Annotated in this window: 14 protein-coding genes; 9 read left to right on the top strand and 5 right to left on the bottom strand. The window is 41.5% G+C overall.

Annotation, left to right across the window (positions count from 1 at the left end; genetic code table 11):
* The first annotated feature begins 13 nt into the window (after window positions 1–13).
* Entirely contained in the window at window positions 14–253 is a 240-nt protein-coding gene (locus FDP09_RS15170) for a hypothetical protein (RefSeq protein WP_137403479.1), read from the top strand.
* Here the strand turns inward: FDP09_RS15170 and FDP09_RS15165 are convergent.
* Window positions 230–1,540 (bottom strand): hypothetical protein, encoded by a 1,311-nt coding sequence (locus tag FDP09_RS15165; protein WP_137403478.1) that lies wholly within the window; start codon window positions 1,538–1,540, stop codon window positions 230–232. The two genes, FDP09_RS15170 and FDP09_RS15165, sit on opposite strands and share 24 nt — an antisense overlap.
* Before the next feature lie 335 nt (window positions 1,541–1,875).
* Here FDP09_RS15165 and FDP09_RS15160 point away from each other — a divergent pair, with 335 nt between their 5' ends.
* The gene (locus FDP09_RS15160) at window positions 1,876–2,196 is read left to right on the top strand and encodes a YbjQ family protein (RefSeq protein ID WP_137403477.1); all 321 of its coding nucleotides are present in this window, start codon (window positions 1,876–1,878) and stop codon (window positions 2,194–2,196) included.
* 66 nt (window positions 2,197–2,262) lie between these two features.
* Here the strand turns inward: FDP09_RS15160 and FDP09_RS15155 are convergent, their stop codons facing one another.
* The 3 genes from FDP09_RS15155 to FDP09_RS15145 all read right to left on the bottom strand — a co-directional run bounded on the left by FDP09_RS15155 (window position 2,263) and on the right by FDP09_RS15145 (window position 4,552).
* Window positions 2,263–2,517 carry a (2Fe-2S) ferredoxin domain-containing protein gene (locus FDP09_RS15155; RefSeq protein ID WP_137403476.1) on the bottom strand — a complete coding sequence of 85 codons (255 nt, stop codon included), beginning with the start codon at window positions 2,515–2,517 and terminating at the stop codon, window positions 2,263–2,265.
* A 6-nt stretch (window positions 2,518–2,523) separates the two neighbouring features.
* A complete protein-coding gene (locus tag FDP09_RS15150; RefSeq protein WP_137403475.1) occupies window positions 2,524–3,777 on the bottom strand; it encodes a DUF819 family protein in 1,254 nt (417 codons plus the stop codon).
* Between the two features lie 145 nt (window positions 3,778–3,922).
* Entirely contained in the window at window positions 3,923–4,552 is a 630-nt protein-coding gene (locus FDP09_RS15145) for an NUDIX hydrolase (protein ID WP_137403474.1), read from the bottom strand.
* Window positions 4,553–5,337: 785 nt separating this feature from the next.
* Between FDP09_RS15145 and aceK the strand changes: the two genes are divergently transcribed.
* The 7 genes from aceK to FDP09_RS15110 all read left to right on the top strand — a co-directional run bounded on the left by aceK (window position 5,338) and on the right by FDP09_RS15110 (window position 14,846).
* Complete coding sequence (gene aceK, locus FDP09_RS15140) at window positions 5,338–7,065, top strand: bifunctional isocitrate dehydrogenase kinase/phosphatase (protein ID WP_137403473.1); 1,728 nt, start codon at window positions 5,338–5,340, stop codon at window positions 7,063–7,065.
* Window positions 7,066–7,374: 309 nt separating this feature from the next.
* Entirely contained in the window at window positions 7,375–7,998 is a 624-nt protein-coding gene (locus tag FDP09_RS15135) for a DUF4136 domain-containing protein (RefSeq protein WP_137403472.1), read from the top strand.
* 263 nt (window positions 7,999–8,261) lie between these two features.
* On the top strand, window positions 8,262–11,861 hold the full coding sequence (locus FDP09_RS15130; protein WP_229683375.1) for a response regulator: 3,600 nt from the start codon (window positions 8,262–8,264) through the stop codon (window positions 11,859–11,861).
* Between the two features lie 237 nt (window positions 11,862–12,098).
* Complete coding sequence (gene modA / locus FDP09_RS15125) at window positions 12,099–12,854, top strand: molybdate ABC transporter substrate-binding protein (protein ID WP_137403471.1); 756 nt, start codon at window positions 12,099–12,101, stop codon at window positions 12,852–12,854.
* A 47-nt stretch (window positions 12,855–12,901) separates the two neighbouring features.
* On the top strand, window positions 12,902–13,309 hold the full coding sequence (locus FDP09_RS15120; protein WP_137403470.1) for a TOBE domain-containing protein: 408 nt from the start codon (window positions 12,902–12,904) through the stop codon (window positions 13,307–13,309).
* Window positions 13,306–13,977, top strand: coding sequence for a molybdate ABC transporter permease subunit (gene modB / locus FDP09_RS15115; protein ID WP_137403469.1), 672 nt, complete (start codon window positions 13,306–13,308; stop codon window positions 13,975–13,977). The genes FDP09_RS15120 and modB overlap by 4 nt, the downstream gene beginning before the upstream one ends.
* Window positions 13,974–14,846, top strand: coding sequence for an ABC transporter ATP-binding protein (locus FDP09_RS15110; RefSeq protein WP_137403468.1), 873 nt, complete (start codon window positions 13,974–13,976; stop codon window positions 14,844–14,846). The genes modB and FDP09_RS15110 overlap by 4 nt, the downstream gene beginning before the upstream one ends.
* Window positions 14,847–14,872: 26 nt before the next feature.
* Here FDP09_RS15110 and FDP09_RS15105 read toward each other — a convergent pair whose 3' ends face one another.
* The gene (locus FDP09_RS15105; RefSeq protein ID WP_137403467.1) at window positions 14,873–15,241 is read right to left on the bottom strand and encodes a hypothetical protein; all 369 of its coding nucleotides are present in this window, start codon (window positions 15,239–15,241) and stop codon (window positions 14,873–14,875) included.
* Between the last annotated feature and the right edge of the window lie 48 nt (window positions 15,242–15,289).

The following is a 15,289-nucleotide window of genomic DNA, read 5'->3' as shown; positions in this document are numbered from 1 at the left end:
TTCCAAAGTTAACATGAATTGGTGGAAAAAAATTGCAAACCCACAATTTTATTTAGGAAAACATGTACTCCCACAAGAATTCGAGAAATCCGTGGGAAACTTTTTAACAGTTAAGAAAGTGGATAATCCTTTAGGAAAAGATACAAGGGCGGGAGATTTTCAATCTAGTTACTTTTTGGGACAATTGGAGGATGAACTTGCCACCCTTTCTGGATTATGCTCAAGGCTGTTAAGGCCGGATTCCTATGCCTAATTGCAAATAGGGATTTGACATAAACTGGGACATGCTTACAGTACCGAGTTTATAGCTCCCAAGAGGAATTTCCATCCCTCCAAATACCGACCCCACCAGGGCCAGTTTGTTTTTTTTCGAAAGTGGAAATACACGGCTTAAGTAGATTTCTGGCTTGGCCATTAATCCGCCATTGCGCAACTCCCCGTCATAATCAGGCAGGTCAATCAAGTCAGGAAAAGCTAATTTTCGCTGATGTAACAAACTATATCGAACGTTTCCATATCCCAGGCCTCCCACGGCCCCCACTTCCCAGTTATAAATATCAATAAGTTTAGCACCAAAATTCCCATAAATCCGTAAGCTGCTCAGGCTTTGGTCGTAATCCTGATCAGCAGTTCCTTCCATGTTCAGGTTATACAAATCAATACCGTAAAGAAATCCTCTGTTTTCGCCCAAAATCTTAAGCCCAAGGTTCTTCGGAATCCCTTCAAAAGGCTCAAATCCATTTTCCTTCAAATGACTGTTTAGCTTGTTGGGTCTGGTGAAGTGCGCCCCATACAGCAAGTGTAGCCCGAGCGAAGCATCCCTGTAAAAATAGTTTTTTTCGGGAAGGCTTATCCCTGCTCCCAATCGCACAAAAGCGCCGCTTTGCAGGTTGTCAAAGTTTATCCCGTTAATCTTCCAGGATTCCTCAAATGGGTTAAAGGAATAACCAACTTTTGCGATCATGGTGACCACTTCTTCACTTGGCAGGAGGTTAAGGTCATAGCCCACTTCAAAGCCAATTTCTGTCAAAAACCCTCCCATAAACTGGCTTCCCTTATTAATGTCATTTTTCCTTAGGATAAAACCATGTGCCGGATTGGCCAAAAACTGGTCCAAGGTCTCCCCTTCCCTTTCTTGGAGCATTTCCACATTTAGATAGCCCATACCAATGGACATATAGTGGATCAGGTGAAACTTCCCTTCCTCAGTAAAGCTGTAGCCAAAGTTAATAAATGCCCGGGTCGTGCGGTAATCCAATTCATAATCATTAAATGGTGTTGCTACACCATTGTTTTGATACAACTCAGCCCCTACGATAAAATCATTAAACCTAGTTTGGTAACTCAGGCCATAGGACCTGTAATTATTGGGCATAGGTGCCTGTCCATGGCTCTCAAGGAGCTCATTCAATCCTTGAAGATTTGCTCCCGAGGTACCATAGTAAACGTTAAAGGAGGTTCGCTGATAGCCCCTGGCAACTTGGGCCAAGGCCCCTTCAGCAAAGCTTAGCAGGATAAAAATTAAAACAATAGTCCTCATCAGGTGAATTTTCAGCTCAAAAATATCATTTTAATATTAAAAGACGATAACTTTTCATCATGTTTATAGGTCACCTGTCACTGGTAAACCTTTAGTGTCAATATGTGATTTTTACAATTTAACTGGTATTTTATTAATTAAACCACCCCTGCTTAATTCCTTGTTAGGTGTACTCGGCACCAATACTTCTTTAAACATACCTTTATTCCGTTCTTTTTTAAGCCACTTACCTACCACAGATATTGCGCCAAAATGAATACATTATATTTGATTTTGTAGTATATTGACTTTCCTGTTTAAGTTTTTAACTCTTTAATAATTAAAAAACCTATAGTATGATTACAACAACTACTCCTTCAGTGGAAGGATATGATATCAAAAAATATTGTGGAATTGTCACAGGAGAAACGATTATCGGAGCAAATGTTTTCAGGGATTTTTTTGCCAGTATTACCGATATTGTGGGTGGCCGATCCGGCACATATGAGAAAGTACTGAAAGAAGCAAAATCTACTTCCTTGATGGAAATGGAAATGCAGGCCAAAGCGATGGGAGGAAATGCCGTGGTAGGTGTAGATTTGGATTATGAAACGATCCGGGATGGCATGCTCATGGTGACCGCCAGCGGCACAGCAGTCTTTGTCGAACCCAAATAATTTCCATTGGGTTTTCCACATCGACTGTCATCCGTGTCCTGAGCAGTAGTGAAGGATACGGATGATTTAATCCAGGGTATTTTTTCCTTCCAAGATTTGATGAATCTTTTCCCTGGTTCCCTTTTTGATCACTTCATTGTTGATTACGACCATGGGACCAGTTTTGCAAAAATCCATGCATTTGGTCTTGACAATTTTATATTTTCCTTTATGAGTATCCAGTTTGGTCAGCTCATGGATATCCTTTAATAGTCCCTTACAGCCATTTTTTTTACAATCAGATCCAGCACAAACGAATATAAATTTCCTGAACTTTCCCATGTTTTATTAAAGGTTAGACACCATTTGTAACAACAGTCCGCACAAATAAGCTCCATAAGTACCCGCAGCGTACCCAAAAACGGCCAACAGAACCCCAACAGGAGCCAATGATGGGTGAAATGCAGAGGCTACGATCGGTGCAGAAGCAGCCCCCCCAACGTTAGCTTGTGACCCAACAGCAACATAAAAAAACGGTGCCTTGATCAGATAGGCCACTACCAGCATGATCGTGATATGAAAAATCATCCACAGCCCTCCTACTACAAATAGCGTAGGATTGTCCAGTATCGCAAACAAATCCATCTGCATCCCAACGGTAGTGATAAGCACATAAAGCAGCACACTTCCCAATCTACTCGCCCCGACTCCTTCCAGGTTTCTGGCTTTTGTAAAAGACAAGATCAGACCACCGGTCGTAGCGATAATCACAATCCAAAAGAAAGGCGAATCCAAAGAATATTTTTCCAGCTGAGGGTAATTAGTTCCTATCCAAGGTGCGATAAAATCAGCCAGCCAATGCGCCAATCCAGTAATACCAAACCCAACGCCCAGCACCATTAAAGTATCCGCCATACTTGGAATTTTCATAATGCTTCCCCGATAAGCTTCCACTTTTTTCTGAAGGGCATCAATGGCCGAACTATCTGCTTTGAACAACTTGTCGATGCGTCCGGGGTTGGCAGCCCAATATAGCAGAAATGCCAGCCACAGGTTTGCCATTACCACATCTACAGCAATGACCTGGCTAAACAGCTCACCGCTAGGCTCAAAAGTCCTGTACATTGCTGTTTGGTTGGCACCACCGCCAATCCAGCTACCGGCGATGGTCGATAGTCCTCTCCATACTTCATCAGGCCCTACACCGCCGACCACGCTTGGGTCAAACAGCGAAACCAGCAACAAAGCCAAGGGGCCACCCAGGATGATGCCCACAGTTCCGGCCAAGAACATGGTAAGTGCCTTGGGCCCCAGTTTTAGTATTGACTTAAAATCAATGCTTAACGTAAGCAAAACTAATGAGGCGGGCAATAGATAGCGGGAAGCAATTCTGTACAATTGAGAGCTTTCCCCTGAAATAACCCCCAGTGTATTCAAAATAGAAGGCAAAAAATAGCATAATAGGACAGTAGGAACCACCCTATAAAACTTTTGCCAAAGGGCATTTTTACTGGCTGCAGTACCAAATACAATGGCCAGAATGCCGACAAGGATGCCTAATACTACAGCATCATTGGTGATCAAAGGAGTGCTTTCCTGCATGGAGTATCAAATTCAATAGAACATTAAGTAGTACAAAAGAAACAAAACCTACCTTAAAAAAAAATCATCTGACACATATCGAAGCTCCTACCCCCTGAAGTATAGGCATTGATAATTGACCGAAAAGTGATAACAAACCGGCTTTTCACTTTTCCCAAATCACCATCAGCTCACTTAGGATCATGGCCGTGGCACCCCAGACCACTTCCGCATCAATATCAAAATAAGGCGCATGGATTTTTGTATTGTTTCTTGCCTGGATGGTGGTTTCTTTGCGGGCGTTATGATCCAGCAACGTTTTGAAATCACACTGGATCACCCTGGACACTTCACGCGGATCAGGAATAAACGTAGGCATCTGCTCCACAAAACCAATATAAGGCGTGACCAAGAAATTACTTGGCGGAATGTACAATTGGGACAGTTTTCCTATTACCTGCACATCTTGCGCCGGCACCCCTATTTCTTCTTCTGTTTCCCTAAGAGCTGTTTCTTGGAGATTGGTATCGGCTTCTTCTTTCTTCCCTCCAGGAAGAGAGATTTGACCTCCGTGAGCACCATCATACTCTGGTCTTTTGATGAAAGGAATCCAGCAGTCATTTCCATTTGGATATAGTAGGATCAAAACCGCCCCTTCCCGAGCGTACGTTAGGTCATGCTGGGCAAATCGCGCATTGTCCAGTGGCTGGGGTGCCATCTTTACCTGGCCTTCCTTCCCGGGCAGTGGACGCTTGACCTTCTCTTCTAACTTATGAATTACCTCTTCCAATTTCATAACCTTAAAACTATTCAAGTTTTTTATTTAGAACAAGTGCCAAATTCCGGATCAAGCCATATTCTGGGGGCTACACTGCAATGAGGCACAAATGCCTTTCTCAGCAGTTCGTGCTTCAAATGCAGAACTAGAAAAGCAATAAAGATGAACAAAGATTGACAATTGCACAGTGTTTCCGACAGTTGGGCTGCAGAACCATGCAAATTTGAATGGTTAACCCAACACCATGTCAAAGATGGAATGATTGAGGAAAAAGTAAAATGATTACGCTTAATATCATCAGAAACAAACTGCTCACCAAGACCTTTGTTAAACAAATTGGCTTTTCCTGTTTAAAAAAAATCAGCCCATTACATTTCCGCTTGATCGCCAATTACTCCTCTAATCAGCTTGCCAAATGGGCAAAAAAAAAGGTCTGCACAGTGTACCGACCTTTTTTTACTATCAAACCTATTAAACCTATTGTTGAATTATTCAAAAAGATTGAATAATGTTATGGAAAGGTAAAAAATAATTCCCAATAAGCAAACAAACGATTGCAATAGCCATTAAACAAGTATTATTTACCAAATACGGTAGCCAATCAAATACAGTATTTCCATATTAATTATATGTTAATTTGCCAAAAAATATACGGTTTTTGTTAAAATACCTTACAAGAATATTGTCCCGCAAAACATAAAAAAATCTTTATCCAAATCCGTACTTAAGGACTTCATTCTGCTGTAAATCACTAGACTTTTATTTATATTCGAAATTAAGTTTTGAATGCTAAATAATCTTTCATGCGTACAGCCACCCAACCGCTCGTAGTTCAGGAAATTATAAAGGCTTACAATAAGTACATCACTGCCTTTCATGAGCATACCAAACGAGCTCCAATCTACTTTAGGGAACGGGACTGGGATGGCGTACAGCTGAACCACCGACAGCGCCTTCGCCTTTATAAGGATTGTGTAAATGAAGTAGTTGCCTCTTGCAGGGAATGTTACGGGGATTATTTGAAGGACAGGCAGTTTTGGATGGAGGTAAAAACAGCTTTCTCCATAAATATCAACCAGCGTAAAGACAAAGAACTTGCAGAGTCCTTTTATAATTCAGTCATTCGAAAGGCGGTCTCTGATCTTTCCATAGATGAGGAGCTGATGTTTGTGGTGGAAGGATATGATTCCTGTGAAATCCATCCCCAAGAACCTCTTTTCCATAATTACCCCTCACAGTGGGGCGTACAAAAGATCATCAGGAAAATCCTGGAGGATTTTGACTTCAAAGCTCCCTATTACCAACGTGAAAAGGATGTACAGTTTTTGGTAAGGAGTATTAGGGAGGTAATCCTGACCCGCTACCAAGTGGACGATAACACCACCACACAGGTTTTGAAGCAGGTCTTTTACCGTAATAAAGCTGCCTATTTAATAGGAAGGACTTTTCTGGGAGGAAAATGGATGCCTTTTATCATTCCTTTTCTCAATGGCCCTAAGGGAATCTATGTGGACACCTTGATCTTTGATCCCAATCTCATGAGTGCTATTTTCAGTTATACACGTTCTTATTTTATGGTAGAAACTGAAATCCCCTCCCAGATTGTCGCTTTCCTCAATTCGGTGATCCGCCACAAAAAGGTCTATGAGCTCTATAATGCCATTGGTTTTAATAAGCACGGCAAGACTGAATTTTACAGGGATTTTCTAAACCACCTCCATACCAGTGATGACCTGTTCACCATAGCACCAGGGATCAAGGGGATGGTGATGACGGTGTTTACACTACCCTCCTACAACATCGTTTTCAAAGTCATCAAGGATCATTTTGACCCTCCCAAAAACATGACCCGGCAAGAAGTAAAAGAGAAATACCGCTTGGTTTCCCTGCATGATCGGGTAGGAAGAATGGCTGACACCCATGAATTTGAATACTTCCAGATCCCACTGAACAGGGTGCACCCGGAATTGTTAAAAGAACTTAGAAACACCGTAAACTCCTTGATAGAAATAAAAGGTGACACGCTGTATATCAAACATTTATATACAGAAAGGAGGCTCACTCCGCTAAACATGTACTTGGAAACCTGTAACCTGGAAGATGCTAAAATTGCCGTAGAAGAATATGGCAATGCCATTCTTCAGCTGGCTAAAGCAAATATCTTCCCTGGCGACATGATGACCAAAAATTTTGGTGTCACCCGGCAAAAAAGAGTAATTTTTTATGATTACGACGAAATTGAGTTTTTGACCAAGATGAATTTCCGTATAAAGCCCAAGCCTGTGACTTTTGATCAGATCTATGCTTCGAGGCCTTGGTATGAAATCGCCAAAAACGATGTTTTTCCAGAAGATTTTAGGCGATTTATGATTGGGCGGGCCGATGTAAAGCCCCACTTTTTTGATTTTCACGAGTTACTCTTTGATCCAAAACATTGGCAAGCCATTCAGGAACGTATCGAACATGGTGAACTATTGCACGCATTTCCCTATCCTGAGTACATGCGCTTCCGTCCTGAAGAAGAAGTATAGCCAATACGGCCACTTTCCGAATGGTGAAAAGTCGTAAAGCCAGCATTTTTTCATACTGGCACTTTATATTAGGTTATATGCAAAAAATAATTGACATTTTTTAATATAATAAGCATCTTAAGGGATTTTTAATTTTGATTTAAGCCTGTAATTCACTAATATTCAGCAAGTATGAGGGTGATATTAGAAATATCGGATTTTACGTTTTCACCTTGATCGAATTACCATTTTTTTGACAACAAAACGAAACCAGAAACTAAAATTGTTCAGAGTACTTATGGTTTAAATTAAAACGAAAATTATTACAAAATGAAAAAAGCTAACTTATGCATCGCCCTGACGCTATTTCTATTTACGGCTTGCTTTTCATCCAAGGATTTTGTGGCCGAATACGACTATGACTATCGCGGTAACTTCAAGAAGTACAAGACTTTTGCATTTATGGAAGATACTGGGACTGATTCGATCAAACATATCCCTGTCATCAACAAAACCATCGTTTCACGGTTAAATTCACAAGGTTTTAGTCAGCAAATAGAAAAGCCTGATATTCTTATCTATTACAAACTCTTTATCAATCAGATCCGCTATAGAGGATACATCCAGCCAGATTTTGACAATTGGCTGTCTGTGAGAGGAATGGAAATATTGAAAGAAGAGAAACTGCGTGAAGAAGAGGAAGAGGAAGACGAAGAAGAGGATGAAGAAGACCGTAAAAAGGGCGAAGACTATGAAAACATAAAATACTATGAAAACGAAGGCATGCTGATCATCTATGTCATCGATTATAAAAAGAACAAAACCATCTGGCAAGGATATACAGCTGCTAATTTTGATGTAAATTCTCCCAGCATTAATCTTGACCTGACCCGGGCTACGTATAAAGTAATGAACCAGTTTAGACTAGTCACCAATAACTATGGTTATTATTAGTGTCAAGTTATATTCCTGCGGGGAGGACTTTACTGCTAGGTGGCATTATAAATGCCCTTTCTACCATGCCGATCTCCTATTCGCTTCCTTGCTTTAACTTGATTCAATTGATTTGACCATTATTCACCACGTGGGTTAAAAGCAGGTTTTGGAGCTTCAATGCTAGAAAAAAGGACTTCAAACCATACTTAAGCTAATGCTTTTTTAATAGGTAAAAAAAGTGCTTATTGAATGGAGAAAAATGAACATATCTTCTTCCTTCAATGCAATTTAAAGCGTCCTTACAGATACCTCTCTTTTTTTCCGATGATTCACTTAAGAAATGGCTAGAGATGGCCAGGCTTACCTCCAATAGTCATGCGGTGGCCTTGGAGATATATGACGGAAGTAAATATAGGCTCATTAGTTCCATTGGATTAAAAGAAGATCAAAAGGATAGATATGAGGTCATTGTCGCAGATCGAATAAACAAAAAAGCAACGCAACCAGAAGATCGGCCTATTCCTATCAGATCCATGCCTGATGGACAATATTACTACCGATTGAATGCAATAGCGGTACATAAAAAAATCGAGGCCTATTTGCTCCTATTCTTTTCTGAAGAGGTAAAACTTAAGCCAAAACAGCAAAACTCCCTGCTATTCATCGCCAACACAATAGGTGGATTGCTGGATGATATCATAGAGAAACCCAGTCCAACAGGAGCAGTCCTCCCTAAAAGGAATCTTGAAGCAATATATCACAAGACAAATGAAGTGGCGCGTGTTGGTGGATGGGAAATGGATTGTACCACCAATGCACTTTTTTGGACAGACATCACTCGTGAAATCCATGAGGTGGAAAATGATTTCATACCGACATTGGAGAATGCGTTTGATTTTTTCGATACGGAAGAATCCCAACACGTGATAGAGGAGGCGGTTACCCTTGCCCGAAAGGAGAATAAACCGTATGACCTGGAATTAAAGCTGATAACAGCTAAAGGAAACCGAATATGGGTAAGAACCATTGGCGAACCAAAATTTGAAGACGGAAAATGTATCCGGATATTCGGTACGATACAAGATATCACAATGGCCAAAATCGCCGAAGAGAATATCATCAATACTAAAAAACTCCTAGAGGATGTCCTGAATACCTCTACAGATGTGGCCATTATTTCTACAGACGCCAAAGGCATCATTAGACTTTTTAACAAAGGAGCGGAAAAGATGCTAGGCTATACTGCTGCTGAGATGATCGGCATAGGTACGCCCGAAGTATTCCATTGTAAAGAAGAAATCCGAAAACAAGTCCATCAGCTAAAAGAAAAATACGATAAGGAAATTGACGAAAGATTGGCCTTTGTCTATGAAGCAAGGATCGCAGGATCGGAATCCAAAGAGTGGACATACATCCATAAAGACAAGCGCCGTATCTCGGTAAAACTCACATTGACTCCCATGAAGGACGATCATGGAGAGATCAATGGCTATTTGGGTGTGGCCACTGATATTACGGAGGAGAAAAATGCTGCCAAGAAACTCTTGATCGAACGGGCAAGGCTAAAATCTTTTGTCAAGCATGTTCCCGCCTCAGTCGCCATGCTTGACAATGAATTGAAATTTGTGGCCTACAGTGACAGGTGGTTGGAAATGTATGGACTGGAAGGACAGGATATTATAGGAAAATGTTACTATGACATCTTCACAAACACCTCTGATCGATGGAAAGAAATCCATAAACGAGGCCTAAGCGGGAAAGTTATCTGCTGTGACGAAGATGTCTGGCGGCCAGACGGTTGGTCATATGACCAGTACGTAAGATGGGAGATAAGACCTTGGTATTATTCAAAAGATGATATTGGAGGGATATTAATGCTCACTGAAGACGTCACCGAAGCTCGTCTTCAGCGAGGTGATCTCGAAAAATCAAAGCTTCATGCCGAACAAGCGAACAGGGCAAAATCAGAATTCCTTGCCAATATGAGCCATGAAATCCGTACCCCTCTCAATGGGATCATTGGATTTAGTGATTTGGTCTTAAAAACAGAGCTCCATGAAAGGCAAGAACAATACCTAACGATTGTCAACCAGTCTGCCAACTCGCTCCTAAACATCATTAACGATATATTGGATTTTTCCAAAATCGAAGCAGGCAAACTCGACTTGGACTTGGAACGGAATGACCTGTACGAACTGGCAGAACAAGCCAGCGATATCATCACCTATGTCATCCATCAGAAGGGCTTGGAAATGTTGCTCAACATTTCTCCCAATATTCCTCGATATGCTTGGATTGACAGTGTGCGGTTAAAGCAGATATTGGTGAATTTACTTAGCAATGCCTCTAAATTTACCGATACGGGAGAGGTAGAACTCAAAATCACCCCGCTAACAAAAATAAATCACAATGGGGAAATGGGCATCCGGTTTTCCGTCCGTGATACGGGCGTAGGCATCAAGGCCGATAAGCAGGACAAAATATTCGAGGCGTTTACCCAAGAGGATGTCAGCACCACCAAAAAGTACGGGGGAACAGGACTTGGGCTTACCATTTCCAATCGTTTGTTGGAATTAATGGGAAGCAAGCTACAGCTGACCAGTCAGTCAGGAAAAGGAAGTACGTTTTATTTTGACCTTAACGTCAAATGTGAAGATGGACTCCCTACCCCTCAGGCCTATGACCTTAATTTACAGCGGGTCTTGATTGTGGATGATAATGCCAACAACCGCATGATCATAGAGCGGATGCTGGCCCTAAAAAGCATTCAAACAGATCAGGCCAAAAATGGTTTTGAAGCGATCCAGAAATTAGTGGATGGGGAACGCTATGATGTCATCCTTTTAGATTTTCAAATGCCCTATCTCAATGGAATCGATACCGCAAGAAAAATACGGGGAAATTTTGAAAAGCAGCCTATCGTGTTTCTTCACAGCTCTTCTGAGGATAAGAAAATCAGTGAAGCATCCAAAGAGCTGAACATTCCGCTGCGATTGATCAAGCCGATCAAAATGCAGGAAATGTATGACACGCTTCTCAAAGTACAACAAAACAGCCATGGTAATACCAGACCATCTAAAAATAAAAATGACTATGAAAGTCTACTGCTCAACGGGAAAAACACCATTTTAATTGTCGAAGACAATGCCATCAACCTGCTATTAGGAAAAACCGTCATTCATAATATCTCCCCTGATACCACTGTAATGGAAGCAAACAACGGTAAGCAAGCCTTGGAACGGATGGAAGAACGCCTGCCAAATTTGATTTTGATGGATGTACAAATGCCTGAAATGAACGGTTATGAAGCCACAAAGGTAATCAGGGAAACTTATAAAAATGAGAACATATTGATCTTTGCCCTTACTGCGGGAAACTTAAAAGGAGAACGAGAAAGGTGCCTCGAAGCGGGAATGGATGATTTTATTGCAAAGCCATTTGTAGAGGCAGACCTTATCCGTCTCTTGGAAAAATGGAATTTTTCCACAGCTTCCACTGAGCAAAACGAACACCCCATTACTTCTTCAGCCCCTGCGCTATTTGACATCCAAAAGTTACAGCAAGTGATGGGATTCAAAGACATGAAAGACCCTATATTCAGGCAATTGCTAACCATAAGTAAGAAAGAACTTTTAAAAACAAAAGACAAATTGGAAATGCTTCCTGGATCAGAAAACCCTGATCTTTCCAAAATTGCCCATAAGCTTTACAGTTCGGCCAATTCACTGTGCATGGAGCAGCTGGCCAGCATTTCTGCAAAATTGGAGCGGGAAGCGATTTCACAAGCATCAACACAGCTCCTCGATGAGCTTAATTCAGAAGCAATTACCGAAATCAATAACCGACTGGCTGATCTGGAAATGTACCTTAACCATCAATAGTATATTCCTATTGATTTTACCCTGAGAAGCCCCAGGGCAATCCACCATTATAGTGCAGATGAACTTTATTTTTGTAGTCGAAATTTTGGTCATTAGTTATTGCCCGCCTAGGATAAAGCGTATTTTTGCATGAAATGATCGGAAGTATGGTTCTAAGGGTGACATAACTTGCTTGATTGAAAAAAACAAAGAACTGATTTATGAAGCAGGAATAAAGAACATTAATTTGGCAAATCCATGAAACCCATTCACTATTTACTGCTGGTCGTGATGGCCTTGACCGGTTGTCAAGCTGGGAATAACGAAAAAGTCACCATTGCCACAGCGGCCAATATGCAATTTGCCATGGAAGCACTGATAAAAGCCTTCGAAGCCGAATCGGGTATTGCCTGTCAAATGGTAGTCAGCAGTTCCGGTAAATTGACCGCGCAGATCAAAGGGGGTGCACCTTACGATATATTTGTTGCGGCCAATGTAAAATACCCCAAAGCCATCCATGACGCTGGACTGGCAAGCGCTCCTCCAAAAATATATGCCCATGGGGCACTGGTCCTGTGGACGCTGGACGATGAGCTCAGCCCCAGCCTAGAAATGCTGTCTGATCCGAACATTAGCCATATTGCTATCGCCAATCCCAAAACAGCACCATATGGTTTGGCAGCGATGGAGGTGCTGAAAAAGAACAAGCTGGCGGAAGTGCTCAACGATAAACTGGTATTTGGGGAAAGTATCTCACAGACCAACCAGTATATATTGTCCAAATCCGCTGAAATGGGGTTCACGTCACTTTCCGTGGTCAAATCTCCAAGGATGATCGGAAAGGGAAAGTGGTTTTTTTTGAATGAGGGTGATTACAGCCCCATCAAGCAAGCTGCGGTGATCATCAAACGAAATGAAAGTGAAAATAGTGGAGCAATACACTTTTATGAATACCTATTTACGGAGGAAGCCCAAAAAATATTAAAGGAATATGGCTATCAAATGCCACGCTGATCATAATATTTCTTCCGTCCATTCTTTGTAAATTGGCGGTGTCATCCATGAATCAACTTACAGGACATATCAAGGAAATCATCAGTAGTGGACAAATGTCCATTGTGACGATACAGTTAGCGGGACAAGTTGAAATGCAGTCTTTGGTCATCGACACCCCTGCTTCTGCTCCTTACCTTAAAGAAGGTACACCTATTCAAGTACTTTTTAAAGAAACGGAAACCATTATTGGAACTGCAGGACATTCAGGTTTGAGCATTGAGAACAGGATATCAGGAAAAATCCTGGAGATCAAAAAAGGGAAATTACTTAGCAGGTTATCCATCAACACGTCTTGCGGCAATCTTGTGGCCCTTATCAGCAGCACATCTGCTGTTTTGGAAGCATTGACACCGGGCATGACGATCACCGCTATGGTAAAATCCAATGAAGTTATTCTAGCTCCGCTTGCATGAATTGGTTTCCCATTATATTGACCCTAAGGTTAGCCTTGATCACCACTTTAGTGCTCTTTATCGTTGCATTGCCACTGGCATATTGGCTATCGGAAACGCGTATCAAGGCCAAACCTGTCGTGGAAGCCCTTGTCAGCATGCCTTTGGTATTGCCCCCAACGGTCTTGGGATTTTATTTGCTGGTGGCCTTCAGTCCTCAAAATACCTTTGGAAGCTGGCTGGACGATGTTTTTGGGCTTAAACTTGTATTTACCTTTTCAGGATTAGTGGTTGCTTCCTGCATTTATAGTCTGCCATTTATGGTGCAGCCGCTACAATCTGGTTTGTCGAGCATTTCGCCCAGTATGAAAGAAGCTGCGGTTATACTGGGTAAAAGTAGATGGACCATCCTCAGAAGGGTACTGCTGCCCAATATAAAACCCGCTGTCCTTAGCGCATGTATTCTTACTTTTGCCCATACCATGGGTGAATTCGGGGTAGTTTTGATGATCGGAGGTAACATTCCTGAAAGGACAAAAGTAGCTTCCATTGCGGTTTATGACGAGGTGGAAAGCCTAAATTATGCTGCTGCAAACCACTATTCCATCATTTTAGTGTTATTGTCTTTTGTTACACTTCTCTGCGTTTACCTGTACAACGGCGGCTATTTCAAACAATTCACCAAATGATCGATTTAAACCTCCGAAAAACATTGGCATCTGATGGTGCAGCCATGGTACTGGACATCCAGCTTGCTATAGCCAAAGGACAGTTTATCACCTTGTTTGGTCCTTCTGGATCAGGAAAAACCTCTACCTTAAGGTTGATCAGTGGTCTAATGAAACCAGATGATGGATACATGACGGTAGCAGGTGAGTGTTGGGTTGATTCCGCAAAGAATCTCCATGTCCCTCCCGGAAAACGTAAACTGGGGTACTTGTTCCAAGATTATGCCCTTTTCCCAAACATGACCGTAAAGGAAAATATCGTCTTTGCCCTTGCTGATCCAAAGGACACGGACTTTTTGATGGAGCTGCTGGAGAGCATGGACCTCGTACCATTCGCGGACTTTCGTCCATCACAACTATCAGGAGGACAACAGCAGCGTGCGGCATTGGCCAGGGCACTGGCAGTAAAGCCTGATATTCTATTGTTGGATGAGCCCCTATCCGCCCTGGACCACGCCATGAGAAAAAAACTCCAGGGATATATTCTCTCCATTCACCAAAAGTATGCCCTTACTACTATTTTGGTAAGTCATGATGTGGGTGAAATCCTTAAATTATCGGATAGTGTCATCGAAATGAACAATGGTAAAATACAGCGTAAATGCACACCGAAGGAGCTGTTTGGTAACGGTCTCACCAGTGCCAAGTTCCAGTTTCATGGAGAAGTCATCGCCATTCACAAGGAAGATGTTGTGTATATTATTCATATCAAAATAGGAAGTGAATTGGTAAAAGTAGTATGTGATATGGATGAAGGCAAAAGCCTAAATTTAGGCGATAAAGTAATGGTTGGCTCCAAGGCATTCAATCCATTGATCAAAAAGATATAACTGTTATTTTAACTTAATAAGGTCCCCTATTCATTTTTCTTTTCTTTAGGCATCGCTGCCTTTTTGAGTTTTTCGTAAGTAAAAGGCCTTGACAAAATACAAACGTCACTTCCATCCGGCAAATTGTTCACAATATTGCTGTTGAATTCTGTATCTGTGATGAGGATAGTAGGTATTCCAGTTGAATTATACCCACCGTATATCTCCATAAACTCCTCATAAGGAATTTCTTCATCTACCATATCCACAACCAAATCTAATTTTTCTTGGGCACCGGTGTCTTGGTTCTTTTCCGAATTAGAAGACACCACGTCAAATCCCATCATGGATAATAGCTCCCTGATATTGTCTGTCAGCGGACGATATCCTTTCTTTATTAAAGCTTTATACAACATATTAAAAATTGTTGGCGTATAAGAAAACGGCAATTAGAGAAAAAACTA

Origin of the sequence: Echinicola rosea (genome assembly GCF_005281475.1) — a bacterium.
Taxonomy (GTDB): domain Bacteria; phylum Bacteroidota; class Bacteroidia; order Cytophagales; family Cyclobacteriaceae; genus Echinicola; species Echinicola rosea.
The sequence above is the reverse complement of the archived record's forward strand: the minus strand, read 5'-3'. Positions and strand labels throughout refer to the sequence as shown.

What these genes read in the sequence shown, in the direction of transcription:
- FDP09_RS15170 (WP_137403479.1), top strand. Translation starts at nt 14, where the DNA reads ATGAATTGGTGGAAAAAAATTGCAAACCCACAATTTTATTTAGGAAAA.
- FDP09_RS15110 (WP_137403468.1), top strand. Translation starts at nt 13,974, where the DNA reads ATGATCGATTTAAACCTCCGAAAAACATTGGCATCTGATGGTGCAGCC.
- FDP09_RS15165 (WP_137403478.1), bottom strand. Translation starts at nt 1,540, where the DNA reads ATGAGGACTATTGTTTTAATTTTTATCCTGCTAAGCTTTGCTGAAGGG.
- FDP09_RS15130 (WP_229683375.1), top strand. Translation starts at nt 8,262, where the DNA reads ATGCAATTTAAAGCGTCCTTACAGATACCTCTCTTTTTTTCCGATGAT.
- modB (WP_137403469.1), top strand. Translation starts at nt 13,306, where the DNA reads ATGAATTGGTTTCCCATTATATTGACCCTAAGGTTAGCCTTGATCACC.
- aceK (WP_137403473.1), top strand. Translation starts at nt 5,338, where the DNA reads ATGCGTACAGCCACCCAACCGCTCGTAGTTCAGGAAATTATAAAGGCT.
- FDP09_RS15120 (WP_137403470.1), top strand. Translation starts at nt 12,902, where the DNA reads ATGAATCAACTTACAGGACATATCAAGGAAATCATCAGTAGTGGACAA.
- FDP09_RS15150 (WP_137403475.1), bottom strand. Translation starts at nt 3,777, where the DNA reads ATGCAGGAAAGCACTCCTTTGATCACCAATGATGCTGTAGTATTAGGC.
- FDP09_RS15135 (WP_137403472.1), top strand. Translation starts at nt 7,375, where the DNA reads ATGAAAAAAGCTAACTTATGCATCGCCCTGACGCTATTTCTATTTACG.
- FDP09_RS15155 (WP_137403476.1), bottom strand. Translation starts at nt 2,517, where the DNA reads ATGGGAAAGTTCAGGAAATTTATATTCGTTTGTGCTGGATCTGATTGT.
- FDP09_RS15145 (WP_137403474.1), bottom strand. Translation starts at nt 4,552, where the DNA reads ATGAAATTGGAAGAGGTAATTCATAAGTTAGAAGAGAAGGTCAAGCGT.
- FDP09_RS15160 (WP_137403477.1), top strand. Translation starts at nt 1,876, where the DNA reads ATGATTACAACAACTACTCCTTCAGTGGAAGGATATGATATCAAAAAA.
- modA (WP_137403471.1), top strand. Translation starts at nt 12,099, where the DNA reads ATGAAACCCATTCACTATTTACTGCTGGTCGTGATGGCCTTGACCGGT.
- FDP09_RS15105 (WP_137403467.1), bottom strand. Translation starts at nt 15,241, where the DNA reads ATGTTGTATAAAGCTTTAATAAAGAAAGGATATCGTCCGCTGACAGAC.